This window comes from Streptomyces sp. NBC_01433 (assembly GCF_026340105.1).
GTDB lineage: Bacteria > Actinomycetota > Actinomycetes > Streptomycetales > Streptomycetaceae > Streptomyces.
The window spans coordinates 1,699,590-1,724,223 of the sequence record NZ_JAPEPM010000001.1 but is presented as its reverse complement, the minus strand read 5'-3'; the positions used below and the strand labels follow the sequence as shown (position 1 = coordinate 1,724,223).

The 24,634-nt window shown below is 71.5% G+C and carries 27 protein-coding genes and 1 pseudogene; 14 read left to right on the top strand and 14 right to left on the bottom strand.

Annotation, left to right across the window (positions count from 1 at the left end; genetic code table 11):
* Window positions 1-57 precede the first annotated feature (57 nt).
* Window positions 58-630 (top strand): RNA 2',3'-cyclic phosphodiesterase, encoded by a 573-nt coding sequence (gene thpR, locus OG413_RS07685; protein WP_266803737.1) that lies wholly within the window; start codon window positions 58-60, stop codon window positions 628-630.
* A 142-nt stretch (window positions 631-772) separates the two neighbouring features.
* Here the strand turns inward: thpR and OG413_RS07680 are convergent, their stop codons facing one another.
* From OG413_RS07680 to OG413_RS07650, 7 genes are all read right to left on the bottom strand, one after another.
* Complete coding sequence (locus tag OG413_RS07680) at window positions 773-1,768, bottom strand: aldo/keto reductase (protein ID WP_266803736.1); 996 nt, start codon at window positions 1,766-1,768, stop codon at window positions 773-775.
* Between the two features lie 68 nt (window positions 1,769-1,836).
* Window positions 1,837-2,811 carry a prolyl aminopeptidase gene (gene pip / locus OG413_RS07675; RefSeq protein WP_266803735.1) on the bottom strand — a complete coding sequence of 325 codons (975 nt, stop codon included), beginning with the start codon at window positions 2,809-2,811 and terminating at the stop codon, window positions 1,837-1,839.
* A gap of 97 nt (window positions 2,812-2,908) precedes the next feature.
* The gene (locus tag OG413_RS07670) at window positions 2,909-5,095 is read right to left on the bottom strand and encodes a serine/threonine-protein kinase (protein WP_266803733.1); all 2,187 of its coding nucleotides are present in this window, start codon (window positions 5,093-5,095) and stop codon (window positions 2,909-2,911) included.
* Window positions 5,096-5,185: 90 nt separating this feature from the next.
* On the bottom strand, window positions 5,186-5,977 hold the full coding sequence (locus tag OG413_RS07665; protein WP_266803731.1) for an SDR family oxidoreductase: 792 nt from the start codon (window positions 5,975-5,977) through the stop codon (window positions 5,186-5,188).
* A 139-nt stretch (window positions 5,978-6,116) separates the two neighbouring features.
* Complete coding sequence (locus OG413_RS07660) at window positions 6,117-7,457, bottom strand: RNA polymerase subunit sigma-70 (RefSeq protein ID WP_266803729.1); 1,341 nt, start codon at window positions 7,455-7,457, stop codon at window positions 6,117-6,119.
* Window positions 7,458-7,460: 3 nt separating this feature from the next.
* Window positions 7,461-7,709, bottom strand: a complete 249-nt coding sequence (locus OG413_RS07655) for a DUF397 domain-containing protein (RefSeq protein WP_266803727.1) — start codon at window positions 7,707-7,709, stop codon at window positions 7,461-7,463.
* Window positions 7,706-8,515, bottom strand: coding sequence for a helix-turn-helix transcriptional regulator (locus OG413_RS07650; protein ID WP_266803725.1), 810 nt, complete (start codon window positions 8,513-8,515; stop codon window positions 7,706-7,708). Before OG413_RS07650 ends, OG413_RS07655 begins: the two co-directional genes overlap by 4 nt.
* 83 nt (window positions 8,516-8,598) lie before the next feature.
* On the opposite strand from OG413_RS07650, the gene OG413_RS07645 reads away from it, so the two are divergent.
* Window positions 8,599-9,018: a hypothetical protein gene (locus OG413_RS07645; protein WP_266803724.1), complete on the top strand. Its 420-nt coding sequence runs from the start codon at window positions 8,599-8,601 to the stop codon at window positions 9,016-9,018.
* Window positions 9,019-9,028: 10 nt separating this feature from the next.
* Here the strand turns inward: OG413_RS07645 and OG413_RS07640 are convergent, their stop codons facing one another.
* Entirely contained in the window at window positions 9,029-9,628 is a 600-nt protein-coding gene (locus OG413_RS07640; protein WP_266803722.1) for a TetR/AcrR family transcriptional regulator, read from the bottom strand.
* Between the two features lie 138 nt (window positions 9,629-9,766).
* On the opposite strand from OG413_RS07640, the gene OG413_RS07635 reads away from it, so the two are divergent.
* Together OG413_RS07635 and OG413_RS07630 are read left to right on the top strand one after the other, a co-directional pair.
* Complete coding sequence (locus OG413_RS07635) at window positions 9,767-12,085, top strand: glycoside hydrolase family 3 N-terminal domain-containing protein (RefSeq protein ID WP_266803720.1); 2,319 nt, start codon at window positions 9,767-9,769, stop codon at window positions 12,083-12,085.
* Window positions 12,086-12,190: 105 nt separating this feature from the next.
* A complete protein-coding gene (locus OG413_RS07630) occupies window positions 12,191-13,057 on the top strand; it encodes an AraC family transcriptional regulator (protein WP_266803718.1) in 867 nt (288 codons plus the stop codon).
* Window positions 13,058-13,195: 138 nt separating this feature from the next.
* On the opposite strand, the gene OG413_RS07625 is transcribed toward OG413_RS07630, so the two are convergent.
* Together OG413_RS07625 and OG413_RS07620 are read right to left on the bottom strand one after the other, a co-directional pair.
* On the bottom strand, window positions 13,196-13,858 hold the full coding sequence (locus OG413_RS07625; protein ID WP_266803716.1) for a hypothetical protein: 663 nt from the start codon (window positions 13,856-13,858) through the stop codon (window positions 13,196-13,198).
* A complete protein-coding gene (locus OG413_RS07620; protein WP_266803715.1) occupies window positions 13,855-14,244 on the bottom strand; it encodes a PadR family transcriptional regulator in 390 nt (129 codons plus the stop codon). The genes OG413_RS07625 and OG413_RS07620 overlap by 4 nt, the downstream gene beginning before the upstream one ends.
* A 44-nt stretch (window positions 14,245-14,288) precedes the next feature.
* On the opposite strand from OG413_RS07620, the gene OG413_RS07615 reads away from it, so the two are divergent.
* A complete protein-coding gene (locus OG413_RS07615) occupies window positions 14,289-14,492 on the top strand; it encodes a hypothetical protein (RefSeq protein ID WP_266803714.1) in 204 nt (67 codons plus the stop codon).
* A 10-nt stretch (window positions 14,493-14,502) separates the two neighbouring features.
* Here OG413_RS07615 and OG413_RS07610 read toward each other — a convergent pair whose 3' ends face one another.
* Window positions 14,503-15,579, bottom strand: a complete 1,077-nt coding sequence (locus tag OG413_RS07610) for a serine hydrolase (RefSeq protein WP_266809967.1) — start codon at window positions 15,577-15,579, stop codon at window positions 14,503-14,505.
* Window positions 15,580-16,015: 436 nt separating this feature from the next.
* On the opposite strand from OG413_RS07610, the gene OG413_RS07605 reads away from it, so the two are divergent.
* The 4 genes and pseudogenes from OG413_RS07605 (at window position 16,016) to OG413_RS07590 (ending at window position 17,833) form a co-directional block, all read left to right on the top strand.
* Entirely contained in the window at window positions 16,016-16,501 is a 486-nt protein-coding gene (locus OG413_RS07605; protein WP_266803712.1) for a polyketide cyclase, read from the top strand.
* Between the two features lie 181 nt (window positions 16,502-16,682).
* Window positions 16,683-16,877: pseudogene (locus tag OG413_RS07600) on the top strand (DUF664 domain-containing protein); the annotation flags it as partial.
* Window positions 16,867-17,061 carry a DUF664 domain-containing protein gene (locus OG413_RS07595; RefSeq protein ID WP_323137822.1) on the top strand — a complete coding sequence of 65 codons (195 nt, stop codon included), beginning with the start codon at window positions 16,867-16,869 and terminating at the stop codon, window positions 17,059-17,061. The pseudogene OG413_RS07600 and the gene OG413_RS07595, both read left to right, overlap by 11 nt.
* Window positions 17,062-17,197: 136 nt before the next feature.
* A complete protein-coding gene (locus OG413_RS07590; RefSeq protein ID WP_266803708.1) occupies window positions 17,198-17,833 on the top strand; it encodes a TetR/AcrR family transcriptional regulator in 636 nt (211 codons plus the stop codon).
* A gap of 107 nt (window positions 17,834-17,940) precedes the next feature.
* Here OG413_RS07590 and OG413_RS07585 read toward each other — a convergent pair whose 3' ends face one another.
* Complete coding sequence (locus OG413_RS07585) at window positions 17,941-18,405, bottom strand: hypothetical protein (protein WP_266803706.1); 465 nt, start codon at window positions 18,403-18,405, stop codon at window positions 17,941-17,943.
* 79 nt (window positions 18,406-18,484) lie between these two features.
* A complete protein-coding gene (locus OG413_RS07580) occupies window positions 18,485-19,231 on the bottom strand; it encodes a GDSL-type esterase/lipase family protein (RefSeq protein ID WP_266803704.1) in 747 nt (248 codons plus the stop codon).
* Here OG413_RS07580 and OG413_RS07575 point away from each other — a divergent pair.
* Window positions 19,230-20,249: a WD40 repeat domain-containing protein gene (locus OG413_RS07575; RefSeq protein ID WP_266803702.1), complete on the top strand. Its 1,020-nt coding sequence runs from the start codon at window positions 19,230-19,232 to the stop codon at window positions 20,247-20,249. The two genes, OG413_RS07580 and OG413_RS07575, sit on opposite strands and share 2 nt — an antisense overlap.
* A 184-nt stretch (window positions 20,250-20,433) precedes the next feature.
* Here the strand turns inward: OG413_RS07575 and OG413_RS07570 are convergent, their stop codons facing one another.
* Complete coding sequence (locus OG413_RS07570; protein WP_266803700.1) at window positions 20,434-21,216, bottom strand: TetR/AcrR family transcriptional regulator; 783 nt, start codon at window positions 21,214-21,216, stop codon at window positions 20,434-20,436.
* A gap of 95 nt (window positions 21,217-21,311) precedes the next feature.
* Between OG413_RS07570 and OG413_RS07565 the strand changes: the two genes are divergently transcribed.
* The 4 genes from OG413_RS07565 (at window position 21,312) to OG413_RS07550 (ending at window position 24,623) form a co-directional block, all read left to right on the top strand.
* Window positions 21,312-22,418, top strand: coding sequence for an ATP-binding cassette domain-containing protein (locus OG413_RS07565; RefSeq protein WP_266803699.1), 1,107 nt, complete (start codon window positions 21,312-21,314; stop codon window positions 22,416-22,418).
* Complete coding sequence (locus OG413_RS07560; protein WP_266803697.1) at window positions 22,415-23,254, top strand: ABC transporter permease; 840 nt, start codon at window positions 22,415-22,417, stop codon at window positions 23,252-23,254. The genes OG413_RS07565 and OG413_RS07560 overlap by 4 nt, the downstream gene beginning before the upstream one ends.
* A 135-nt stretch (window positions 23,255-23,389) precedes the next feature.
* On the top strand, window positions 23,390-23,914 hold the full coding sequence (locus OG413_RS07555; RefSeq protein ID WP_266803695.1) for a GNAT family N-acetyltransferase: 525 nt from the start codon (window positions 23,390-23,392) through the stop codon (window positions 23,912-23,914).
* A 10-nt stretch (window positions 23,915-23,924) separates the two neighbouring features.
* Window positions 23,925-24,623: a class I SAM-dependent methyltransferase gene (locus tag OG413_RS07550; RefSeq protein ID WP_266803694.1), complete on the top strand. Its 699-nt coding sequence runs from the start codon at window positions 23,925-23,927 to the stop codon at window positions 24,621-24,623.
* The last annotated feature ends 11 nt before the right edge of the window (window positions 24,624-24,634 follow it).

Genomic DNA, 24,634 nt, shown 5'->3' with positions numbered 1-24,634 from the left:
CAGTACAACGATACGCACGGGCCCCGGGACACGCCGGGAGCTGCCAGACTCGCGCGCATGAGCAGTCAGAGACTCTTCGCGGCCGTTCTGCCGCCCGCCCCGGCCGTCGAGGAGCTGCGGCGGGCCGTCGCCCCGCTCCATGAGCTGCCCGGTGCGCGGGACCTGCGCTGGACGGCACCCGAGGGCTGGCACTACACGCTCGCGTTCCTCGGCGAGGTGGACGAGGACGTGCTGCCCGAGCTGTACCGGCGGATGGAGCGCGCCGCGCACCGCACCGAGCCGTTCCCCCTCCGCGTGCACGGCGGCGGACGGTTCGACGGGCGGGCGCTGTGGGCCGGGGCGGCGGGCGGGCTCGACACGCTCAGGCTGCTCGCCGAGCGCGCCGACGCCGCCGCCCGCCGGGCCGGGCTGCCGATGGAGGAACACCGCCGCTACACCCCGCACCTCACCCTGGCCCGCAGCCGGAACCCGGCCGACCTGACCCCGTTCACGGCCGCGCTCGAAGGCTTCGAGGGGCAGCACTGGGAGGCGGGTGAGCTGAGTCTCGTACGGAGCGACCTGCCCGTGGCGGGAGCGCCCGGGGAGCAGCCGCGCTACGAGGTGACGCGAGCCTGGCCGCTGGGACGGTGAGCGGTGCGGTTAGGCTCGAAGGGTGGATCCGAAGACCAGAAACCGCATCATGGCCGCCGTACTCGTGCTGATGTTCGCCGTTGTCGCCGTGGCGGCCGCCCTCGGGGGATGACGACGGCCGCCTGACGGCACCGGCACCCGGCTACCAGGCGAAGTTCTCCGGCGACGGGCCCGGACCGGGGAAGATCTCGTCCAGCGAGGCCAGCACCTCGTCCGAAAGCTCCAGCTCGACCGCGCGCAGCGCCGAGTCGAGCTGCTCCCGCGTGCGCGGGCCCGAGATCGGCCCGGTGATGCCCGGCCTGGTCAGCAGCCAGGCCAGCCCCACCTCGCCGGGCTCCAGGCCGTGCTTGGCGAGCAGGTCCTCGTACGCCTGGATCTGCGCCCGTACCTTCGGGTCGGCGAGCGCGTCGGCGGACCGGCCGGAGGTGGACCGGGCACCACTGCCCTCGCGCTCCTTGCGGATCGCGCCGCCGAGCAGCCCGCCGTGCAGCGGCGACCACGGGATGACGCCGAGGCCGTACTCCTGGGCGGCCGGGATGACCTCCATCTCGGCGTCGCGCTGCATCAGGTTGTAGATGCACTGCTCGCTGACCAGGCCGTAGCTGCCCCGCTGGTGGGCCCGCTCGTTGGCCTGGGCGATCTTGTAGCCCGCGAAGTTGGACGAGCCCGCGTAGAGGATCTTGCCCTGCTGGATCAGTACGTCGATGGCCTGCCAGATCTCATCGATCGGGGTGGACCGGTCGACGTGGTGGAACTGGTACAGGTCGATGTGGTCCGTCTGGAGCCGCTTGAGGCTGGCGTCGACGGCCCGCCGGATATTGAGCGCGGAGAGCTTGTCGTGGTTGGGCCACGCCTCGCCGTCCGCGCCCATGTTGCCGTAGACCTTGGTGGCGAGGACGACCTTGTCGCGACGGTCGCCGCCCTTGGCGAACCAGGTGCCGAGGATCTCCTCGGTGCGCCCCTTGTTCTCGCCCCACCCGTAGACATTGGCCGTATCGAAGAAGTTGACGCCTGCCTCCAGGGCGGCGTCCATGAGCGAGTGGCTGTCGGTCTCGTTGGTCTGGGGGCCGAAGTTCATCGTCCCGAGGACGAGTCGGCTGACCTTGAGTCCCGTGCGTCCGAGCTGCGTGTACTTCATGACCCCCAAGCCAACGCCTTCGAGCGCGCTCGAAGCAAGGGGAGGGCCCGCGCCCCGGACCGGCCGGGCTACCCGCGCCGGGCGAAGCGGTCCAGGGCGGCGAGCACCGCCCGGCCGGTCGCGGCCCCGCCGAGGTGTCCCGCGTCCTCGATCACCGTCAGCTCGGCGTCCGGCCACTCCTTGGTCAGCTCCCAGGCGGTGGTCAGCGGTCCGCCCAGGTCGAACCGGCCGTGCACCAGCGCCCCGTCGATCCCCGCCAGCCGGCCCGCGTCGCGGATCAGCTGCCCCTCCTCCAGCCAGGCGCCGTGGGAGAAGTAGTGCGAGCAGATCCGGACGAGTGCCTGCCGGGCGACGGCGGGCCTGCCGCTGTACGGGAGCGGACCCTTGTACGCCTCCTGGGACAGCACCGCGTCCTCCCACGCGCACCAGTCGGCCGTCGCCCGCTCCCGTACCGCCGCGTCCGGGCTCTCCATCCGCCGGGCGTACGCGGCGACCAGGTCACCGGGGCCCGCCGCCTCCGGGACGCCCGCCCGGAACAGGTCCCAGGCTTCCGGGAAGATCTGCCCCGCACCCCGGTACAGCCAGTCGATCTCGCTGCGCCGGGTCGTCGTGACCGCCGGGATCACGATCTCCGAGACCCGTTCCGGGTACTGCTCGGCGTAGGCGAGGATCAGCGTGGAGCCCCAGGAACCCCCGTACAGAAGCCAGGTGTCGATCGACAGGTGGGTCCGCAGCCGCTCCATGTCGGCGATCAGGTGGTGCGTGGTGTTGTGCCGCATGTCGGCGGCCGGGTCGCTCGCGTGCGGGGTGGAGCGGCCGCAGTTGCGCTGGTCGAAGAGCACGACGCGGTAGCGCTCCGGGTCGAAGTACTGCCGGGGCCGCTCGGTGCACCCCGAGCCGGGACCGCCGTGGACGACGAGCGCGGGCTTGCCGTCCGGGTTGCCACAGACCTCCCAGTACACGAGGTTCCCGTCGCCCACGTCGAGCATCCCGTGCTCGTACGGTTCGATAGGCGGGTACTTCTCGTCCGGCTTGCGGTCCACAGCGGCGTTCCCCTCGGGCTGTCGGGCGGTCAGGTCGAAGGGGGCTACGTTACGCGGGTGGCGCCGGGAGCCCAGTCGCGGTCGGCGGGTTCCGGTGTCAGGAGCCGGAGTTGGAGCCGGTGCACTCGTCGAGGTCCGGTCGGCCGGGCGGGTTTCCGCCGCCCATCAGGGGCGACAGGTTGTGCATGTACAGGTCGTCCCAGACCTTGCCGTCCAGGATTCCCTTGAGGGCGGAGCACACCTCGCCCTTCAGGAGCGGGGTCTTGGGCCGCATGGCCACGCCGTAGCCCTCCGCGCCCTCGATGGGCTCCAGCCGTCGCACCTTGCCCGGGTTGTCCCTGACGTATCCGGCGAGGATGACGTCGTCCGAGGCCACCGCGTAGACGTCCGACTTCTTGTCCAGGAGCCGGTCCAGGCAGTCCTGGTACGTGTTGGGCTGCGTCTTCGCCATCGTGAAGCCCTTCTTGGGGAGCTCCTTCTCGTACGTCGAGTCCCGGGCGGTGCACACCTCGACCTTGAGTCTCCGCAGGTCGCTGGTGTCGCGGATGTCGTACTTGGCCGACTTCTCGCGTACCAGGAACTCCCGGCTCGCCTCGTAGTACGGACCCGCGAACTCGACGCTGTATCCGCCCGGTGCCGCGGTCTTGCGTTCGGGCGTGATGCTGTACGAGGCGATGACGAGGTCGACCTTCTTGGTCTTCAGGGCGGTGCTGCGATAGTCGGTGGCGACCGTGGTGAAGTCGACCTCGTCCCGCGTGTAGCCCATGCGCTTGGCGAGCTCGTAGGACAGGTCGATGTCGTAACCCGTGTACGTGCCGGTCTTCTTGTCGCGCTTGCTCAGTCCGGGCTGGTCGTCCTTGACGCCGACCTTCAGGGTGGGGTGCGTGCTCCTCCACGTCTCCTGCTCGCCGCCCCGGCCCTGACCGGAGCCGGTGACTCCACCGGTCTTGTCATCCGTCTTCGAGCCGAAGTTGTTCGCGACGAGCCACCCGGCGGTGGCCAGCAGCGTGACGCACACGGCCGCCGTCGTCACCTTCAGCCAGGGCCGTCGCGTCCGGCGCTTCTTCCCGCCTGCCGCCGCAGCGGCGGCGGATGCGGATGCGGGTACGGAAGGGGGCGGGGGTGTGGCCTGCGGGCCCGGAGAGGAGGCGGGCGCGGGCCCGAACGAGGGCGGGGGGCCGAACGAGGCCGCCGGACCGGATGCGGGCGCGGGGCCGGAACCCGACACGGGCGCGGGACCGAACGAGGCCGCGGCTGTCGGCGGGTGGGTGGCTTCGGGGGCCGGGCCGCCCGTCGCCGGTGGGGTGTTCGGCGCGGCGGGTGCCCCCAGGATGTCCCGGAGCAGCCCTTCCGCCCCGGCGGCGTCCAGGCGGCGTTGCGGGTCCGTGGTCAGCAGTCCTTGGATGACCGGCGCCAGGGGCCCGGCGTAACGGAAGGCGGGTGTCGGGGAGCTCCTGATCTGCTCCTGGACCTCCCAGACTTCGTTTCCGGCGAAGGGCACGTGCCCCTCGACCATCAGGAACAGCGTGATTCCCAGCGCCCACAGGTCCGACGCGGGAGTGGGCGCCGGGGCTCCGGGGGCGAAGAGTTCGGGTGCCAGGTACGGGGGCGTGCCGAGGACGCCGCCGTGCTGGGTCACCTGCGCGCCGCCGTCGAACTTGGCGATGCCGAAGTCGACCAGGATCACGAGCCCGTCGTCGCGGACGAGTACGTTGCCCGGCTTCACGTCGCGGTGGACGACCGACGCGCCGTGCACCGCCCGCAGCCCCTGGAGGATCTGCAGGCCGATGTCCGCCGACCTCGGTACGGCGAGTACCTTCTCGCTGCTCAGCAGATCGGCCAGGGACCTGGCTTCGAGCAGCTTCATCACGATCCAGACCTGGTTGTCGGTCTCGACCTGGTCATGGACCGTCACCACGTTCTGGTGCTCGATCTTGGCGATGGCCTCCGCCTCGCGACGCGCCCGCTGCATCGCCTCGGCCTGCGTGGTGGGGGTCATGGAGTGGCGGTCGAGCAGCCCCTTCACGGCGACGAAGCGGCGGAGCCGCCTGTCGTGCGCCTTCCAGACCTCGCCCATGCCGCCGCTGCCGATCGGTGACAGCAGCTCGTAGCGGCCGTCGATCACCGTGTTGTCGGCAGGGGGCTCCGCCCGGGGCGGCGTCTGCGGCCATTCCTGCGGCGCCTGTGCGTCGGCGCGCTGGAGGTCGTTGGCCACCCAGCGGTCGTCGGGACCGCCCGCAGCCCCGTCGTCCGCTCTGCCGTCGGCCATACCTTCGCTGTGCATGCGACCCCCTGTGCACTACTGGACCAGGCCACCCGTAGAGGTTCGGCCGACGACGCACAGGCCAAGGCGGCCTGCGGTCCCGGACACAGTCTAGGAAGCGGATCCGCCATTGCTCTTCAACAGTTGGCCGTTGACCCATTGTCCCTGGGGCGAGCAGAGGAAGTCCACCAGATGCGCGGTGTCCTGCGGGGTGCCGAGACGGCCGAGCGGTGTCGCCCCCAGGCATGCCTCCCGCACGTCGTCGGTCATCCAGCCGGTGTCCACCGGACCGGGGTTGATGGCGTTGGCCGTGACACCCAGATGGGCCAGCTCGTGGGCGGCGGCCAGCGTGATGCGGTCCAGGGCGCCCTTGCTCGCGCCGTAGGGGAGGTTGCCGACGGTGTGGTCACTGGTCAGGGCGACGATCCGGCCGGTCCCCGGGGCGGAGCGGAAGCGCAGCCCGTACTCGCGGATCAGTAGCCAGGTGGCACGCGCGTTGACGGCGAAATGACGGTCGAAGCTCTCGACGGTCGTGTCCAGCAGGCCCGAGTCGACGGACTCGGCATGGCTCATCACGAGTGCGGTGACCGGGCCGAGGCGCCGCTCCGCGTCGTCGAAGATCCTCGTTGGGGCGTCGGGGTCGGAGAGGTCGGCCTCTATCGCGGCCGACCGCGCCCCGGTCGGGCGCAGGCTCTCGGTGATGGCGTCCGTGGCCCCCTGCTCGGGCCCCCAGCTCATGCGCTTGTCGTAGGGCGTCCAGTAGGTGAAGGCGATGTCCCAGCCCGAGGCGGCCAGCCGCCGCGCGATGCCCGCACCGATCCCGACGGTGCGGCCGACCCCGGTGATCAGGGCGACGGGGCGGGGCGACTCGGACGCGGGGGAGTGCGGTTCGGTGGTAGTCATATGAGCCGATGCTCTGTTACGGCACGGCGCGGGTCAACGGCATTTGCGGCGGCCCCTGTTGTGGCGTGTCACCGGGCGGTGGCGAGCCTTCCGCCGGCCTCACGGCGGAGTCGCGATCACCTCGCGGCCCCGCCACGCCTCACAGCGTCATCGGAAGGCCGAAGGCGGGGAACAGGTGGGGTTCGAAGGTGGTGATCTCCGCGATCCGGTCCTCGCCCGCCTCGATGCGCAGGACGTCGATGATCTGCGCCCGGTAGACGCTGGTGCCGGGCCGCTGAAGGTAACCGGCCATCGCCATACGGCCGTTGGCGCGCACCGGCACGGTCCGCCAGTGCCCCGCGAACTTCGGGGACGCGGGATCGAGGTTCGGGCGCAGGAACGTGAGGAGCGCGTCACGCCCCGTGAACCAGAACGGGTTCGGCGGCATCGTCAGCACCGCGTCCTCCCGCACCAGCTCCACCATCGCGTCGATGTCGGAGTGCGCCATGGCATCCATGAAGCGCCGGACCAACGCCTGTTCCCCGGAGCCGGGTTCGCGCAGCGACCAGTCCTCCCGGCGCCCCGGCAGCGCCTGCCGCAGGGCGGCCCTGCCACGCTGGACAGCGCTGTTCGCCGATGCCGTACCGGAGCCGAGCAGGTCGGCCGTCTCCTGGGCGGACCACCCGGCGACATCCCGCAGGAGTACGGCGGCCCGCTGCCGTGCGGGGAGCTTCTGCACGGCGGTCAGGAAGGCCAGTTCCAGCGTCTCGCTCGCCACGGCCGCCGCGTCCGGTTCGTGCATCGGCGCGGGCTTGTCGGGCAGTTGATCATCGGGGAAGGGCTGCAACCAGGTCACCCGTACGGGTGGCGGCCCAACCCCGGAGTCGACGCCGGGGACGGGTGCGTACGTCGTGGGGTGCCGGTCGTGCTCGCGCAGGAAGTCCAGGCACAGCCGGGTGGCGATCTTGTACAGCCAGGCCCGGGGGTCGGCCACGCAGCTGAGCGCGTCCCGCGCCCGCCAGGCCCGGAGGAACGTTTCCTGGGTCAGGTCCTCGGCCTCGTCGTACGAACCGAGCATCCGGTAGCAGTGCACGCGCAGCTCACGCCCGTACTGCTCGGTGACCGTGGCGAAGACGTCGTCGGAGGCGGCTGAGGAGGAGAAAGAGGCCGTCGGATTTGTTACGGGTTCAGGTGTGACGCGTTCTTCCTCGCGCTCGTCCGCCCGCGTCTGCCGGGCGATGCGCCGCAGTTGCGTGAACGGCCCGGACAGCGCCTCGACGTCCGTATGGAACGCGTCGTCCCTGGTCACCGGCCGGAGCTTCCGCAGCCGGTCCCCGAGATCGGCGATCAGTTCCTGCACGGGTAGGGCGGAGGTCTGTTCTCGCTCCCGGTACAGGCGCTGCCGACACGCCTGGGTGCAGTACGCGGGCGCCCGGCCCGGCCCGGCGGTCTTCTCGATTTCCCGTCCGCAGGCGAGGCATTCCCCCGCTGTCGCAGTCACGGCTCAGACAGCTGATCCGGCCGCGTAACCGAGGAAGGAGGACCATGCCCCGGGGGAGAGGGAGAGCGCGGGGACGGCGGGGTCCTTGGAGTCCCGGACGCGGACGGTGTGGGGACAGGCGGCGACTTCGACGCAGTCGCCGCCCTCGCTGCCGCTGTACGTCGACTTGGACCACGTCATGGCGACCTCTACGCAGTCGCCGCCCTGATTGCCGCTGTAGCTGGACTTGAGCCAGTGGAGGTCGGCGCTCATAGTTCCTCTGCCATCTTCTCGATCATTTCCAGAGACCTTTCGGGAGTGTATGCCTGGGCCCGCAGAACCCCATACTTCCCGAACAGGTTTCCGAGGTCAGGCTGTTCGGTGACATAAAAGCTTCCTCCCTGCCCCTCGATGTAGGCGAGATGCTTCCGCTCGTCGGTCTCCAGGAGGACCAAGGGGCCATCGAGGGCGGCGTGATCCGCGCGGTCCGGGGCCATCAACTGGATTCGTACGTGCCGGAGCCGAGCCACTTCGGCGAGGTGGTGGAGCTGTGCCTTGAGTACTCGGCGACCGCCGATCGGCCGGGTGAGGGTGATCATCTCCAGAACGAAACTGATGTCGGGAAGCGGCCTGCGGGACAACAATTTCTGCCGTCCGAGCCGCGCGGCGACCTTCGCCTCGATCTCGTCGTCATAGGTCGGAAAGCGGCTCGCGAATACGGCGCGTGCGTACGCTTCCGTCTGGAGCAGGCCAGGGATGACCTGATTCTCGTACGAGTGCCGTGCCGATGCCTTTTCCTCCTCGTCCGCGAAGCCGGTGAACCAGTCCGGCAACGGGCTGTTGCCCGACTTCGGCGCCACAGCGATCAGTGCACCCTGTGCACCCAGCACCTCGTCCGCTCGCTGCACGAAGATGCCCTTGGGCGGCCGGGCGCCCCGTTCGACCATGGCCACTTGGGACTTGGCGTATCCGATCCGCCTGCCCAGGGCCTCCTGGGACAGTCCGGCCCGTTCCCGGAAGTGCTTCAGCAGCAGCCCGAACGTCGTGGCGTTGCTGTCCCGTGGATCACTGGAGTTCACCGGCTCACCTCTCAGGTACACGGCCGATCACGGCCTGCGTGTGACGCTGGTCACTCTAGGTGTTCTGCCGCAACGCTGAGCGCATGGAGAAGCGAAGTTCACTTGATCCGGTCCCCTGCTGGGTGCCCGCGACCGGGCACGCCCTGCGGCATGTGGGAATCCACTTCGACGCGGTGCGGGCCATCGGCATGCTCGGCGAGGAAATCGCGTACGAGATCATGCAGTTCACCGATTTTCACGCCGGGCCGATCGTCCGCTCACGCATCGGGGAGCGCGGTATGTACTTCCTGCTGCCGCCGCAGACCGCCACCGCGTACCGCTGGCCGCGCGGGGTGGAGGCGTTGCACCGGATCGAGCGGGGCGCGGCCTTCATCGGGGTGCCCGCGCTGGACGGGGCGACCTGGCCGCTGGACTGGCGGTCGCGGCCGACGACGGAGGCGCCGTTCGTGGACGCGGGGCTGCTGCACGAACTGGCGGTGAAGGTGGCCGGGGACGCCCCGTGACCGGGAGGCGTCAGAAGTCGACGGTGAGCTGGGCCCGGACGTGGGCGCGCAGGACGCCCGCCATGTCCGTCTCGCCGTCGCTGAGGAGCCACTGGACCTGGAGGCCGTCCATGAGGGCGATCAGTTGCCGGCCGGCGGCCGACGGGTCGATGCCGGCGCGCAGGGCGCCTTCGTCGCGGGCCTCGCGGTAGGCGCGTTCCGTGTTCGTGACGGAGGTCCGGTAGCGGCGGACGAAGTACGCGTGGGCGGGATGGTCGGCGGCGGTCGCCTCGGCGGCGACCACCGAGAACAGCTCGACGATCCCGCGCCGCGTGGCGTTCAGGGCGGCCAGGTCGGCGAGCCGGCGCAGATGGTCGACGCCCGTGGCGACGCCGAGCGCCAGCCACTCGCCGTCCACGTCGTCGCGGTGTTCGAGGACCGCGAGGAGCAGGGACTCCTTGGTCGGGAAGTGGTGCAGGAGGCCGGGGTGCGAGATCCCGCAGCGGGTCGCGATGACACGCAGTGAGGCGCCCCGGTACCCGGCCTCGCCGAACATGGCCATGGCCTGGTCGAGGATCTCGCGGCGCTTCGCCCGGCCCTTGGCGTAGCCACGCCCCGCTTCTGCGGTCACTCGCACGCTCCCGACTTCTTCCCGGCCCCCCGGACGGCTGTCCCGCCAGGCTGTCACAGCCAGATACTTACCACGCGGTCGGTATTGAGCGTACGGTGATGCGGTGATGTGTGGAGTGACGTCCTGAAAGGAACTCCTGTGGGTCTCTTCCCGCCCTACCTCGACCCCGCGCTGCCTGTGGCGGAGCGGGTCAGTGACCTTCTCGGCCGGATGACGCTGCCGGAGAAGACCGGCCAGATGCTCCAGCTGAACGCCAAGGACGGGGTGCGGCACCTCGTCGAGGACCTGCACGTGGGATCGATCCTGCACGCCTCGCCCGAACGCGTCCTGGAGGCGGCCGAGGCGACCGGGCGCACTCGGCTGCGGATTCCGCTGCTCGTCGCGGAGGACTGCATTCATGGGCACTCCTTCTGGGAGGGCGCCACGATCTACCCGACGCAGCTCGGCATGGCCGCGACCTGGGACGCGGAGCTGGTGGAGCGGATCGCCAGGGCGACGGCCGTCGAGGTCGCGGCGACCGGTGTGCACTGGACGTTCTCGCCGGTGCTGTGCATCACACGGGACCTGCGCTGGGGTCGGGTGAGCGAGACGTTCGGCGAGGACCCGTTCCTCATCGGCGAGCTGGCCTCGGCCATGGTGCGCGGGTATCAGGGCGACGGTCTGGCGGACCCGACGGCGATCCTGGCGTGTGCCAAGCACTTCGCGGGCTACTCCGAGACGCAGGGCGGCCGTGACGCGAGCGAGGCGGACATCTCGCGGCGCAAGCTGCGGTCGTGGTTCCTCCCGCCGTTCGAGCGGGTCGCGCGCGAGGGCTGCCGGACGTTCATGCTCGGCTACCAGTCGATGGACGGCGTGCCGATCACGGTGAACAACTGGCTGCTGAACGATGTGCTGCGCGGTGAGTGGGGGTACACCGGGACGCTGGTGACCGACTGGGACAACGTCGGCCGCATGGTGTGGGAGCAGAAGGTGTACGCCGATGCCGCGCAGGCGTCGGCGGCGGCGGTGCGCGCGGGCAACGACATGGTGATGACGACGCCCGCCTTCTTCGAGGGGGCGCAGGAGGCGGTAGCGGCGGGCACGCTCGACGAGGCGGAGATCGACGCCGCCGTACGCCGCATCCTGACGCTCAAGTTCGAGCTGGGCCTCTTCGAGAACCCGCGCCGCCCGGACGCCGCCCGGCAGGCGGAGTTCATCGGGAGCGCCGGGCACGCCGCGCTGAACCTGGAGGCGGCCCGGCGCTCGCTGGTGCTGCTGGCCAACGACGGGACGCTGCCGCTGTCCGGCGGGTTCGAGGCGGGTGACGACGGGCGGGCGGTGGCCGCGCCGGGGTCGTCCTCCGCGCCGGGGGCCTTGGGCCCCGTACCGCGCACGGTCGCCGTCGTCGGCCCCAACGCCGACGACGCGCAGACTCAGCTCGGGGACTGGGCGGGGTCCTCGGGCCAGGCCGACTGGCTGCCGGACGGGCAGCCGCGCCGCATGATCCGTACGGTGCTGGACGGGTTCCGCGACCATGTGCCCGCCGGGTGGAACGTGTCGTACGCGCGCGGCGCCGACATCCTCACCGTGGGGCCCGACCCGGAGGGCGCGTTCTTCCCGGACGGGCAGCCCCGGCCGGAGGTCGTCGTGCCCGCCGCCGCCGACGCGGCGCTGGTCGAGGAGGCGGTCGCGGCGGCGGGCGCGGCCGACTACGTGGTCGCGGTCGTCGGCGACCGTATCGAACTGGTCGGTGAGGGGAAGTCCACCGCGACGCTGGAACTGGTCGGCGGCCAGGTGGCGTTGCTGGACGCGCTCGCCGCGACGGGCAAGCCGCTCGTCGTCGTGGTCATCAGCTCCAAGCCGCTCGTGCTGCCGCCGTCCGCACGCGGCGCGGCGGCGATCGTGCACGCGTTCAACCCGGGCATGCTCGGTGGCCGCGCCGTGGCCGAACTCGTCCTCGGCCTGGTCGAGCCCACCGGTCGCCTGCCGCTGTCCTTCGCCCGGCACGCCGGTCAGCAGCCGACGTACTACAACCAGGTGCGCGGCCAGCACGGCACGCGGTACGCGGACCTCACGCAGAGCCCGGCGTTCGTGTTCGGCGAGGGCCTGAGCTACACGACGGTGGAGTACGCGGACCTGGAGGTGCTGACGTCCGTCGTGGGGGCGGGCGACACGGTGCGGGCGCGCGTCACGGTCACCAACACGGGTGCGCGGCCCGCTCTGGAGACGGTGCAGGTGTACGTCAGCGACACGGTCACGTCGGTCACCTGGGCCGAGAAGGAGCTGAAGGCGTACCGGCAGGTGGCGCTGGCTCCGGGGGAGTCGCGGGAGGTTCCGGTCGAGCTGCCGGTCGCCGACTGCACCCTCGTGGACGCCGAGGGCCACCGCATCGTGGAACCCGGCCGCTTCGAACTGCTCGTCGGCCCGTCGTCGCGTGACGAGGCGCTGCTGCGGGCGGACTTCACGGTGAAGGGCTGAAGGGTGTACTGATCCGGGTCCCGACCCGACCGCTCCGGGCACAGGATGTCGGGTGCGGTGGGCAGCGCCTCTCCTAGCCTGGGCGCGAAAGGGAAGGGGGCCGGGATGCTGGAGCAGCTGAACCGGGCCATGGAGCACGTGGAGGCGCACCTCGATCAGCCGATCGACGTGGCGGATCTCGCGCGCATCGCGGTGACGTCGGAGTACCACTTCCGCCGGATGTTCTCGGCACTGGCGGGCATGCCGCTGTCGGAGTACATCCGGCGCAGGCGGCTGACCGTGGCGGGCGCCGAGGTGCTCGCCGGTGAGCGGACGCTGCTGGACGTCGGCATGCGCTACGGCTACCGCTCGGGCGAGGCATTCGCCCGAGCGTTCCGCGCCGTGCACGGTGTGGGTCCGGGCGAGGCCCGGCGGACCGGTGCGGCTCTGCGGTCCCAGCCACGGATGTCCTTCCGCCTCGTCATCGAGGGGAGCAGCAGCATGCGCTACCGGATCGTGGACAAGGAGGAGTTCCGCGTGGTGGGCGGGAAGGCCCGCGTACCGCTCGTCCATGAGGGGGTCAACCCGGCGATCGCCGCGTTCATCCGGGGCCTGGACCCGGAGAAGCTGCGGCGCATCGCGGAACTGTCCGACCAGGAGCCGGAGGGGGTGGTCGGCGTGAGCGACCACATCGATCCGAGCCGGGCCGAGGGGACCGAACTCGACTACTACCACGGCGTGGTGACGCGCGCCGAGGCCCCGGCGGACATGGAGGCACTGGACGTCCCGGCGGGGGCGTGGGCCGTCTTCGAGAACTCGGGAGCCTTCCCGCGGGCACTCCAGTACCTGTGGCGGGACGTGTTCACGCAGTGGTTCCCGTCGAATCCGTACCGGAGCAGACCGGGCCCCGAGATCCTGCGCGTGCGCGTCTTCGACGACGGGGCGCGGGCGGACGCGGAGCTGTGGATTCCGGTGGAGCGGTCGGCCGCCTGAGCGGCCCGGAGGGGCGGTCCGGGCTCACTGTCCGGGCTCACTGTCCGGGCTCACTGTCCGGGCTCACTGTCCGGGCCGTGGACTTGTTCGCCGGGCTGTTCGCCGGGCTGTTCGCCGGGCTCTTCGCCGGGCTTCCGCCTACGCGGCGGGGGCCCGGTTGTTGCGTACCTTCCAGAGCCAGCCCGCGCCGCCGAAGGCCATGACCGCCATCACCGCGGCGATCACCCAGCCCACGGCGGCGGGCGGATCGCTGGGGGCGAGGCCGAAGTTGAAGGTCATGGCCAGCGCCGTGGGCAGGAGGGCGGTCACGGCCACGCCGGCCCATTTCTGCTCCCGCGTCCAGTACGGGGACCTGCACAGCACGATGATCCCGGCGATCCTGAACACGAATCCGAGCGGCCCCCAGAACTGGCCCGGCACGATGGTGAGTACCGGAAGCGCCACCGCGAGCCACGCGGGCGCACGGCGCCCGGCGGTCTTCCCGCTACCCGCCTTCACCGCTGCCCCGGAAGAGTCCCGGGCCCCGGCCTCGGCTCCGATTCCAGCTCCAGCTCCAGCTCCAGCCCCTGCTCCCGCCTCCTGGAGCGCGGTGGTGGCGATGGTGCGGGGGTCACCCAGTTCGCGCAGGATGTCCCGGCTGCTGCCGGGCCGTTCGGCGAGCGCGATCTCGATGTGCTCGGTGAGATCGGCGACCAGCTCCTGGCGGCGGTCCGCAGGGAGCGCGGAGGTCTCGCGCTCGACGGCCGCGAGGTACTGCTCGACCAACGCGCTGTCGGTCTGCCCGGTGTTCTGGGTGTTCATCGTTCTGTCTCTCCAGGTGCCTGGGTGCGCGTCTTCGGTGCGAGAAGGTGGTCGACGGCGTTGCGGAAGGCGGGCCATGTGCCGGTGAACTCGGCGAGGGCGGCGTGTCCGGCCTCGGTCAGTTCGTAGTAGCGCCGCGGCGGACCCGAGGCCGACTCGCGCCAGGTGGTGACGACGAGCTCGTCCCGCCGCAGCCGGGACAGCAGGGGGTAGACCGTGCCCTGGCTGGTCGCCAGCGCACCCGTCTCCTCCAGCTCCCGCAGCAGCTCGACCCCGTACCGCGCACCGTCGCGCATCAGGGCGAGCACGCAGTACTCCAGCACGCCCTTACGAAGCTGGCTCACGGCCTTGCTTCCGGGGCGGCTGCTCGCTTCGACCGGTTCCATGCAATGCACAGTACCTTGTCTGGGAGAGGAGCGGAACGCCGCCCGTGCGGCCGTGGCGCGGGGGCCGGTGGGGGGCACGGGGTGTCTCGGGCGGCGGACCCTCGGCGAACAGCATCCGTACCCGGGTTGCCCGCCACGGCCCGGTGGCCCTGGAGATCGACGGCCACATCCATCCCGTGGCGGGCAACCCGGCCGCGCTGCACCGTGCGGAGATGCTCGACCTGGTCAGGTCGCTCGGCCTGTCCTAGGCGGAGCGGATCACCGGCACAGGGCCGTTTCCACGACGCTGTCGACACGCTTCCTGGACGCCTCGTCGCTCAGCTGAACGGTCACCGCGACATTGGCGGCGCGGCCGTCGTCGGTGGCGCCGCCCCGGGTCTCGTATCCCGGGAAGCTACCGCCGTGGCCCCAGTAGATTCCGTCGTCGCAGGGCAGTGGCTTGCTCACGAGCCCCAGCCCGTAGCGGGCGCCGGGGCCGAAGGTCTTGTCGGCGGGGCGGGTGGCGCCGCGCATCTCGGCGAGCTGGGCCGGCCGGAGGAGGTGGCCGCGCAGGAGCTCGCCGAAGAAGCGGTCGAGGTCGGAGGTGGTGGAGATCAACTGTCCTGCCGCCCAGCCCCAGGAGGGGTCGATCTCCGTGATGTCGGTCAGCGGCCCGCCCGCCGAATCCTGGTAGTAGCCCTTGGGATGGGGCCCTCGGACGGTCGCGTCACCGGGGGAGGGGAAATAGGTGTGGCGCAGCCCGATGCGCTTGATGATGCGCCGGTCCATCTCCTCGGCGAGGGGGTGTCTCGTGACCTTCTCCACGATCAGGCCGGCCAGTACGTAGTTCGTGTTGCTGTACTCCCACTTCTTCCCCGGGTCGAAGCCGGACTTGTGCCGGAGCGCGATGTCGACGAGCTCGCGGGGTGCGAAGTAACGGACCTCTTCGCCGAGGTAGTTGCTGTAGTTGGGGAGTCCGCTGGTCTGCTGGAGGAGGTGACGGACGGTGATGCGACGTCCGTCGATCCCGTCCCCGCGTACGAGGCCCGGCAGATAGGTGTCGACCGGGTCGTCGAGGCGGATCTTCCCCTCACCGACCAGTTGCAGCACGACGACCGCGGTGAACGTCTTGGTGTTGCTGCCGATCCGTACCCGACCGTCTCTGGGCACCTTCGATCCGGTGGCCAGGTCGCCGACCCCCGCGGTGTAGTTGCGGGTGCGGCCGTCGCGGTCCGTGACGCTCGCCAGCGCGCCGGGCGGGCCGTCGGGGTGTACCAGCGCGTTCAGGCCCTGCTGGACGGTGTCCGGCCCGGAGGCGGCGAACGCCGGGGGTGGTGCCAGGGCGCCCATCGTCATGACGCCGACGACCACCGCGGCCGCGGCTGTGGCGGCTCCGCGCCGCCCGCCCCGCCGTCGGCCCTGCTGCTCGCCCCGTCGCCCGCCCCGTCGCTCGGAGGAACGGAACCTCTGCCATGCCTGCTCACGCACGCGCCAACTCCTGTGGAATCGTTGGGGAAACCGGCGATATCCGCCGGGTCCAGCATCTCCGGAGGCGGCCTCACGGGGCGATCCTGCTACCCGCCCGGCTCAAGGTGGGGCTAACCCCCGAGGCGCTCACGGTCCGGTCGCGGTGGTGCGGGTGCGGGGCACGGGCGTGGGTGTGGGCGCGGGTTCCGGCCGTACGACCGATGACTTCCGGCTCGCCGTGCCGTCTGCGTATGGGGGAGCGTCCCGTGGGAACGTCCCTCTCTTCCGCGCCTGCGGGAGAACCGAGATGAGATGACAAGGAGCGGTGAACACCGTGGACCAGGAGAACGTGAGCGCCACCCTGACTGTTGCCGCGCCCGCCGAGAAGGTGTTCGCGGTGCTGGCGGACCCGACGACCCATGCCGCGATCGACGGCACCGGCTGGATCCAGGAAGTGGGCGACCCGGCGCCGCTGACCGAGGTGGGGCAGATCTTCCGGATGGACATGCACCACTCCCACCACCCGAAGGTTGACTACCAGGTGGCCAACAAGGTCCACGTGCTCGACCAGCCGCGCGCCATAGGCTGGTTGACGGGGCAGGAGAAGGACGACGGGCAGGTGGAGTACGGCGGCTGGACCTGGCGCTACGACCTCGCGTCGATCGGGCCGTCCCGGACCGGGGTCACGCTCACCTACGACTGGTCGGCGGTGCCGCCGTCCGTCCGGGAGAACTTCCCGTTCCCGCCGTTCGGCCCCGAGCATCTCGGCAACTCGCTGAACCACCTGGCCGAGATCGTCGCCGGTAGCTGAGGGCGCCGACCCGCGGCGGGGTCCGGCCCAGTGGCGCCGTTCGTCTTCGCGGGTGTGGGCGGCGGTCCCGCCGGGATTCCGGTCCCGGACGCGCCCTGCTCGTCAACTTCCTGTACGCCCAGCGCACCACCCTTGAGATGAAGTGTGCCGGGCTGGGTGACGAGTTGGCGCCCGGCGGTCCGTGGAACCGTCCACGCCCTCGCCGCTCGGTCTCGTCCGCCATCCCGCCGACACGGAACGCCGATGGTTCCGGCAGGACATGGCCGGACAGGGCGCGCCGCCGCTCTTCTCCTCGGAAGCCGATCCGGACGGGGATTTCGGCGGCGCGCGCGCCAATACCACTGTCATATCCGGTGCTTGGAGGCATGGCGGGCGGAAGTGGCGTTCGCCGAGCCGGTACGCCGCCGACGCCCCCGATCTCGATGTCGAGGGCCACGACGCTCTGCGGGGGCCCGGTCCCGCCGCGTCGGGTGATCGTGCACATGATCGCGGAGTACGCCCGCCACAACGGTCACGCCGATCCGCTGAGGGAGCGCGTCGACGGCGCGACAGGGGTGTGAAGGCGGGCGCCGCGCTCCCGATGGGGGTGTGGCGCAGTCGGAACCGGGGTGCGGGGGCGAGCACAATGGTGCGGGCGGTCTGTGCAGAGGTGCTGAGGCCCTCTCCCGCACCTCTTCCGCTGAAGGAGGACCGGTGATGGACAACTGGCCGGCTCAGCGCACCGGGCCCGGTGACATGCTCCGTAACCAGGCGCGCGAGCGACTCCTCGACGCGGCGCGGGAACTGTTCGGCGTCGTCGGCTACGCGGAGACCAACGAGATGGCGCTCTGCGAGGCCGCCGGGGTACCGGCCGACGTGCTGCGCCAGGAGTTCGGCTCCCGGGAAGGACTGCTCATCGCCCTGCACAACCGGGTGACGACGAGCGGCCTGCGGGCGGCGGAGAGAGCCCTGCACGCGGACGACATAAGCAAGTGCGGGACGGCGGAACGGGTCCAGCGCCTCTTCAACGCCTATGTGGAGGCCGTCACCCGTGATCCGCGTGAGGCACGGGTGACCTTCGTCGAGGTGCTGGGCGTGAGCGCCACCGTGGACGAGCACTGCAAGCTGTGGCGGGCCCTGTGGACGGAGTTCCTGACGGGGGAGGCCGAGCGGGCGGTGGACCGGGGCGAGGCCGAGGACCGGGACCACCGCGTCGACGTGATGGTGATGGTCGGTACGGTCCATGAACTCATGGCCCACCACAGCCGACGGCCCCGGCGGGCGCGGCCCGGCGAGGTGTCCGGTGAGCTGACCCAGCTCGCGCTGACGATGCTGGGGCAGCGGGGGGAGTGACCCGGGAGTGACCTGGGGGGTGCGGGGACGGGCGTGCGGGGGCGGGCGTGCGGAGGCGGGCCACCGGCTCCGCACCGCCCTCACCCGTAACGGGGCCGACAGCGGAACTATCCGTTGAACGTGTTGTTCTGGGTGCCGCTGCCCTGCACCGGGCCGCTGAACGTGCTGCCGCGGAAGTCGTTGTGCACCGCCCCCGGTGCCACGGCCTCCGGATCGATCGCCCGGACGGCCGCCTCCAGGTCCGCCGCCGCGTCCGGGTCCGCGGTCAGCGAAGCCTGGAACATCGCCTCCCACACCCGTACCGCGCGGGCGAACGCCTCGTCCCCCTCGGCCCGCGTACGCAGCGCCCGTTCGAGCTCTCGGGCGCACTCGTGGTCGCCGGGCTGCCCCTCCAGCGCGGTGAGCGCGGTCTCGGCGGTGTCGGGTTCCGGGGCCGCGCCGTCGGGCGTCCCCGGCGCGGGGTCCCGGCGGCGGCTCACCAGGCCCGTCAGCCCGGACCACGCCTGACGGCCGATCTCCCCGCCCGCGCCGCCTGCCAGCGCCGCCAGCACACCCAGCGAAATCGGGTCCATGGACCCACCCCCGTAACAGCTCGTCACTTCACCGATCAGGCACCACCGTACGGTGGCCGGTCCGGCGGGCGCAGCGGTTTCAGGCGCGGGCGGCGTACGGGGCGCCCAGCCCCCACGCCTGGTGCATCGCGTCGGCGAAGGCGGCCGCGAGCTTGTGCTCACCGCTCGGGCCGGGGTGCGTGCCGTCGTAGGTGTCGGTGTGGATGTCGTACGAGGCCGGGCGCGAGGCCAGCAGCAGCGGGGACGCCGGTCCGTCGAGGTCGGCGACGGCCTTGGCGAGGAGTTCGTTGAAGCGCTCGCACTCGGCGGCGAAGGGGGCGTCCGACTCGGCCCTGATGTTCGGTATGACGGGCAGGAGCACGATCCTGATGTGCGGGTTGGCGGTGCGGGCCGCCGCGACGAACGCGCGGGCGTTCTGGGTGGTCTGCGCGCTGTCGGTGTAGAACCCGAGGTCTATCAGCCCGAGCGAGACGAGCAGGACGTCGGCGCGGGCCTCGGTCACCGCGTCCGCGATCACCGGGGCCATGTGCAGCCAGCCCTCGCCCCAGCCGGCGAGGTGGCGGCGGGCGTCGGCGGGGAAGGACGGGGCGCCGTACGCGTACGAGAGCGGGGCCTGTGCCTCGGTGTCGTACAGCGCGGTGCGCGGGCCGGTGATCGTGTACCGGCCGGGGAGCGTCGCTTCGAGGTGCTGCCACATCCGGAAGCGCCAGGTGAAGTCCCCGGCGCTGCCCACGGTCATGGAGTCGCCGACGAAGAGGAAACGCATGGCGACATCATGGCCGATCACCCATCCGGCCTGCGACGTGACGATGGACACTGGGGTCATGCGCTCGTATCTGACAGCCTCCGGTGCCGCCCTCCTGCTCGTACTGACGGGGGCGGCCACGGCCGTGGCCGACGACGGCGGAGCCGACCGGACCTTCACGATCGAGGACCCCCGGATCACCGAGTCCAGCGGCCTCGCCGCCAGCCCGATCCATCCGGGCGTCTACTGGACGCACAACGACAGCGACGACGGCCCGTACATCTACGCCGTCGACTCCCGCACCGGGAAGACCGTCGCGACGATCACCATGCGCGGGGTCGGCGAGCCCCGCGACGTCGAGGCCATCTCGATCGGGCCCGACGGCAATGTGTACGTCGGTGACATCGGCGACAACCTGAACGGGACGTGGGACCACGTCTGGATCTACCGCTTCCCCGAGCCGAAGCAGCTGCGGGACGCCACGGTCACGGCGACCCAGTTCGACGTGAAGTACGCGGACGGGGCGCGCAACGCCGAGGCGCTGATGGTCCACCCGAAGACCGGCCGCGTCTACATCGCCTCGAAGAACGAGGACGGCGGCGGGCTGTACGAGGGGCCCGCGAAGCTCTCCACCGGCGGGACCAATGTGTTCCGGCGGGTGGGGGAGGTGCCGTGGGTGACGGACGGGGCGTTCTCGCCGGACGGGCGCGAACTGCTGCTGCGGTCCTACTTCAGCGCCCGCGCGTACGTCTTCGAGGGCGGCAGGCTGGGCGAGGACCACGCGGTGAGCGCCCCGTTCCAGCGGCAGGCCGAGTCCGTGACGTACACGGCGGACGGCTCGGCGCTGATGTTCGGCTCGGAGGGGAAGGGCAGCGATGTGGAGCGGGTCGAGGTGAAGGGCGGGGGCGGGGGCGGAAGCGGGAGCGGGGACGGTGGCAAGGACGCGGGACGCGGGTCCGGGAGTGCCGTGAGCGGGTCCGGCGGGGACGGGGCGGACGGCGGCGGGGAGAAGGGGAGCATGACGCTGGGCGCGGTCGTCCTCGCCGGGGTGGCCGTGGCCTGGTTCGCCCTGCGGAGGCGCCGGGGCGGGCGGGGCTGAGGCGGGCGTGAGGCGTCACGGGCGGGCGTGAGGCGCGCGTGAGGCGTCACGGGCAGGCGTGAGGCGGGACTGGGGCGGTCCCGTGGGTGTCCGCACCGCCCCGCCCCGCGCCACGCCGTGTACGGGGCGATCCCCGCCCCCGGGTGGTTCCGCACTGCCGTGGGCGCGCGGACCGGGCCCGTCGTCATCCCCTCGCGCGCTCCCCGACCAGCACTTCGAACCCGTCGATCAGCCGCCGCAGCCCGAACTCGAAGTGGTCGAAGTCGGCGCTGAAGGTGTCCTCCGACATGCCCGCCATCATCGGGTACTCGCCGCTGAGCATGGCCCGCTCCAGGTAGGGGCGCTGGTCCTCCCAGAAGTCGGCGTCGCTCAGGCCGGTCTGCTGCACGGCCTCCACGGCATGGCTCTGGGTGCGGGCGAGGCCCTCGACGAAGCTGTTGACGGTGATGATCACGGCGATCAGCTCGGGGTCCTTGAGGCCCATGCCCCGCAGGCCGGTGAGCGACAGTTCGAGGCCGCGCAGGGCACTGGGGCCGAGCACCGTGCGGGCCTGGTTGATCTTGAGCAGCCAGGGGTGGGTCCGCAGGTTGTCCAGGTAGGTGCGGGCCATCGAGTCTATGGCGGTGCGCCAGTCGTCGGGGACCTCGGCGGTGTTGCCGGTGAGCGGTTCGCCGAGCACCCGGTCGAGCATCAGGTCCAGGAGTTCGGCCTTGCCGGGGACGTACCGGTAGAGCGTCATCGTGCCCGCGCCCAGCTCCGTGGAGAGCCGGCGCATCGAGACACCGGCCAGCCCCTCCGCGTCGGCGACGGCGACGGCGGTGGTGACGATCCGGTCCAGGGTGAGGCCCGGTTTGGGGCCGCGGCTGGGGCGGTCGCCGCTCTTCCACAGGAGCTCCAGGCTGCGCGCGATATCGCCGCTGCCGGTGGCTGTGCCGTCCGCTTCCGCTGCCGAACCGTTTCTCGTCATGGGCACCAGAGTAATGCTCTGGACAGGAATTGGGTACGGTGTACTCTCATTCGGGTACAGCGTACTCAGTTCTCATGTTGCGGAGGGGGTTTGCCATGTCTGCGTCCGGATACGCGGTGCTGGCCGAAGGGGTCGTGAAGCGGTACCGGGAGAAGGGCCGGGGCAAGGGGCGGGGCACGAGCAAGGACGGGGGCAGTGACGGGGGCGGATCCGGGGGCGGGGAGAAACGGGCGCTCGACGGGTTCGACCTCGCCGTCCGCCCCGGCACCGTGCACGGTCTGCTCGGACCGAACGGTGCGGGCAAGACCACCGCCGTGCGGGTCCTGGCGACCCTGCTGCGCTCCGACGCCGGCCGGGTGGAGGTGGCGGGGCTCGACGTGCGGCGTGAACCCCGGCTCGTACGGAGCAGGATCGGGCTCACCGGTCAGTACGCCGCCGTCGACGAGGTCCTCACCGGCCGGCAGAACCTGGAGATGTTCGGCCGCCTCTTCCACCTCGGCGGCTGCCGGGCCCGCCAGCGGGCCGGGGAGCTGCTGGAACAGTTCGACCTGGTGGAGGCCGCCGACCAGGGGGTCATGGAGTACAGCGGAGGCATGCGGCGGCGGCTCGACCTCGCCGCGTCCATGATCCTCGCGCCCGCCGTGCTCTTCCTGGACGAGCCCACGACCGGGCTCGACCCGCGCGGCCGGGGCGAGGTGTGGGACGCGGTACGGGCGATGGTGGCGGGCGGTACGACGGTGCTGCTCAGTACGCAGTATCTGGACGAGGCGGACCGGCTCGCCTCGCACATCACCGTGATCGACCGGGGCCGCGCCATCGCCGACGACAGCCCGGACGGGCTGAAGGACCGGATCGGCGGGGACCGGATCGAGGTCGTCGCCGCCGAAGCGGCCGATCTCCCGGCGGTGGTGAGGGTGGTGGACCGGGTGGCCGGGGGCGGTCTCGTCGTCACCGACGACACGGCCCGCCGTGTGCACGCGCAGGTCTCCGACCGGGTGGCCGCGCTGACGGAGGTGGTGCGGACGCTCCGGGACGAGGGGATCGCGGTCGAGGACATCGGGCTGCGCAGGCCCAGCCTGGACGACGTGTTCCTGCGGCTGACGGGGCGCGGCGCGGGCGAGGAGACGGCGCTGGACACGACGGCCGCGAAGGACGCGAAGGGCGAGAAGGCCGCGAACGAGAAGGCGGGGGTGGCGGTATGACCGTGCTCGAACTGAACGAGGGCCCGGTCCACGCGGGTCCGCGGCACGGCCGGGCCTACTGGGCGCTCGCCGACAGCTGGAACGTCACCCGGCGCAGCATCACCCACTATCAGCGCCAACCCGTCTCCATCATCTGGCAGTTGGGCTTCCCGATCCTGTCCGTGCTGCTGTACGGCTATGTCTTCGGCAGCGCGATGAAGGTGCCGGGCGGGGGCGACTACCGGGAGTTCCTGATGCCCGGCATGTTCGTCACGACCATGGCGATGGGCTTCATGAACACCGCGATGGCCGTGGTCACCGACACGGACGGGGGCGTCATCGACCGGTTCCGCTCCATGCCGATGGCCCCGTCGGCGGTCGCCTCCGGACGCGGGGTGGCGGACCTGGTGGTGGCCTCCGCCGAGCTGGCCATCCTGGCGGCCACCGCCCTGGCGATCGGCTGGCGGGCGGGCGGCGGCCCGATGGAGGCGGTCGGCGCCTTCGGACTGCTCCTGCTGCTGCGGTTCAGCCTGATCTGGGTGGGCGTCTGGCTGGGGCTGCTGGTCCCGAACGCGGAGGCGGCGGGCGGTCTGTACGCCATCGCCTTCCCGGTCACGATGATCTCCAGTGCCCTGGTCGCGCCCTCCCTGATGCCGGGCTGGCTCGGCACCGTCGCCGCGTGGAACCCGATCTCCTCGACGGCCACAGCGACCCGCGAACTGTTCGGCAACCCGGTGGCCGGAGGCGGTACATGGGTCGAGGAGCACGCGCTGCTGATGGCTCTGGTGTGGCCGCTGGTGATCACGCTGGTGTTCCTGCCGCTGGCGGTGCGCAGGTTCCAGCGGCTGAGCCGCTGAGCCGCTCAGCCGGGCCGCTGAGCCGGGTCGCTGAGTCGCTGGGGGTTGGGCCGCCCAGCCGCTCGGGGTGGCGCCGCCCGGCCGCCGGGAAATGGTGATGCCGCCGGTGGGAGGCCCGGCATAAGGTCGGGCCTCATGCACAGAAACGGGCCCCTGCCCTTCACCACCGAACGTCTCGACGCACTGCCCCTGGAGGCCGCGTACGCGGACGAGATGGCCGCGGTCCTCGCCGACCCGGCCCTGCACACGTACACCGGCGGCGCCCCGGAGGACGTGGCCGCGCTCCGGGCCCGCTACGAGCGTCAGAGCGCCGGGTCGCCGGACCCCGCCGAGATGTGGGGCAACTGGGTCCTCCGGGCGCGCGCGGACGGCCGCCTGGCGGGCTACGTCCAGGCGACGGTACGGGGGTCGAGGGCGGAGATCGCCTGGGTGGTGGGGACCCCGTGGCAGGGGCACGGCTACGCGAAGGAGGCGGCGGTGGGCCTCGTCGCGCACCTGCGGGCGAACTGTTCCGTCCGTACGGTCATCGCGCACATCCACCCCGACCACACCGCGTCCGCCGCCGTGGCCGGGGCGGCGGGGCTCGCCCCGACCGAGGAGTGGGAGGACGGCGAGGTCCGGTGGCGCAATGACGTGCCCGGAGCCGCCGGCACGGCCTAGGGTCCTCGCCATGACCGAACCCGCCTTCCTTCATGCCACCCGCGACTCCTACGACACCCTCGCCGTCGACTACGCCGCCCGCAGCCGCGGTGAGCTGGCCGCCAAGCCGATCGAACGGGCCGTGCTCGACGCCTTCGCCGAACTGGTGGGCAAGGGGGGCGGCGGCGGTCTCCCGGTGGCCGATGTCGGCTGCGGGACGGGCCGGATCACGGAGTACCTGCACGGGCTGGGCGTCGACGTGTTCGGGATCGACCTGTCCCCGGGGATGCTGGCCGTGGCCCGCGAGAACTGCCCCGGGCTGCGCTTCGAGGAGGGGTCGATGCTCGGCCTCGACCTCCCGGACGCGTCACTGGGCGGACTGCTGGCCTGGTACTCGACCATTCACGTACCCGACGAGGAACTCCCGCGGGTCTTCGCCGAGTTCCACCGTGTGCTGGCGCCGGGTGCCCACGTACAACTGGGCTTCCAGGTGGGCGACGAGCCCCTGCCGATGAACGACGGCTGGGGCCATGAGATCTCGCTCGTCTTCCACCGGCGTCAGGTGGAGGAGATCGCCGAACTGCTGCGGCGGGCGGGCCTGGAGGTACGGGCGCGACTGTGGCGGGAGCGGGACACCGACAGCGCGTTCCCTGAACGGGCCCCGCAGGGTTTCGTACTGGCCCGTAGGCCGATTGTCAGTGGTGGGCGTCAGGATGAGGACACCAACTGAGAAAGGGACCT

Excerpts from the sequence above, each read along its gene's own strand:
- thpR (WP_266803737.1), top strand. The coding sequence starts at position 58 with ATGAGCAGTCAGAGACTCTTCGCGGCCGTTCTGCCGCCCGCCCCGGCC.
- OG413_RS07680 (WP_266803736.1), bottom strand. The coding sequence starts at position 1,768 with ATGAAGTACACGCAGCTCGGACGCACGGGACTCAAGGTCAGCCGACTC.
- OG413_RS07670 (WP_266803733.1), bottom strand. The coding sequence starts at position 5,095 with ATGCACAGCGAAGGTATGGCCGACGGCAGAGCGGACGACGGGGCTGCG.
- OG413_RS07665 (WP_266803731.1), bottom strand. The coding sequence starts at position 5,977 with ATGACTACCACCGAACCGCACTCCCCCGCGTCCGAGTCGCCCCGCCCC.
- OG413_RS07655 (WP_266803727.1), bottom strand. The coding sequence starts at position 7,709 with ATGAGCGCCGACCTCCACTGGCTCAAGTCCAGCTACAGCGGCAATCAG.
- OG413_RS07645 (WP_266803724.1), top strand. The coding sequence starts at position 8,599 with ATGGAGAAGCGAAGTTCACTTGATCCGGTCCCCTGCTGGGTGCCCGCG.
- OG413_RS07630 (WP_266803718.1), top strand. The coding sequence starts at position 12,191 with ATGCTGGAGCAGCTGAACCGGGCCATGGAGCACGTGGAGGCGCACCTC.
- OG413_RS07625 (WP_266803716.1), bottom strand. The coding sequence starts at position 13,858 with ATGAACACCCAGAACACCGGGCAGACCGACAGCGCGTTGGTCGAGCAG.
- OG413_RS07620 (WP_266803715.1), bottom strand. The coding sequence starts at position 14,244 with ATGGAACCGGTCGAAGCGAGCAGCCGCCCCGGAAGCAAGGCCGTGAGC.
- OG413_RS07610 (WP_266809967.1), bottom strand. The coding sequence starts at position 15,579 with ATGACGATGGGCGCCCTGGCACCACCCCCGGCGTTCGCCGCCTCCGGG.
- OG413_RS07595 (WP_323137822.1), top strand. The coding sequence starts at position 16,867 with ATGGCGGGCGGAAGTGGCGTTCGCCGAGCCGGTACGCCGCCGACGCCC.
- OG413_RS07590 (WP_266803708.1), top strand. The coding sequence starts at position 17,198 with ATGGACAACTGGCCGGCTCAGCGCACCGGGCCCGGTGACATGCTCCGT.
- OG413_RS07585 (WP_266803706.1), bottom strand. The coding sequence starts at position 18,405 with ATGGACCCGATTTCGCTGGGTGTGCTGGCGGCGCTGGCAGGCGGCGCG.
- OG413_RS07575 (WP_266803702.1), top strand. The coding sequence starts at position 19,230 with ATGCGCTCGTATCTGACAGCCTCCGGTGCCGCCCTCCTGCTCGTACTG.
- OG413_RS07580 (WP_266803704.1), bottom strand. The coding sequence starts at position 19,231 with ATGACCCCAGTGTCCATCGTCACGTCGCAGGCCGGATGGGTGATCGGC.
- OG413_RS07570 (WP_266803700.1), bottom strand. The coding sequence starts at position 21,216 with ATGACGAGAAACGGTTCGGCAGCGGAAGCGGACGGCACAGCCACCGGC.
- OG413_RS07565 (WP_266803699.1), top strand. The coding sequence starts at position 21,312 with ATGTCTGCGTCCGGATACGCGGTGCTGGCCGAAGGGGTCGTGAAGCGG.
- OG413_RS07560 (WP_266803697.1), top strand. The coding sequence starts at position 22,415 with ATGACCGTGCTCGAACTGAACGAGGGCCCGGTCCACGCGGGTCCGCGG.
- OG413_RS07555 (WP_266803695.1), top strand. The coding sequence starts at position 23,390 with ATGCACAGAAACGGGCCCCTGCCCTTCACCACCGAACGTCTCGACGCA.
- OG413_RS07550 (WP_266803694.1), top strand. The coding sequence starts at position 23,925 with ATGACCGAACCCGCCTTCCTTCATGCCACCCGCGACTCCTACGACACC.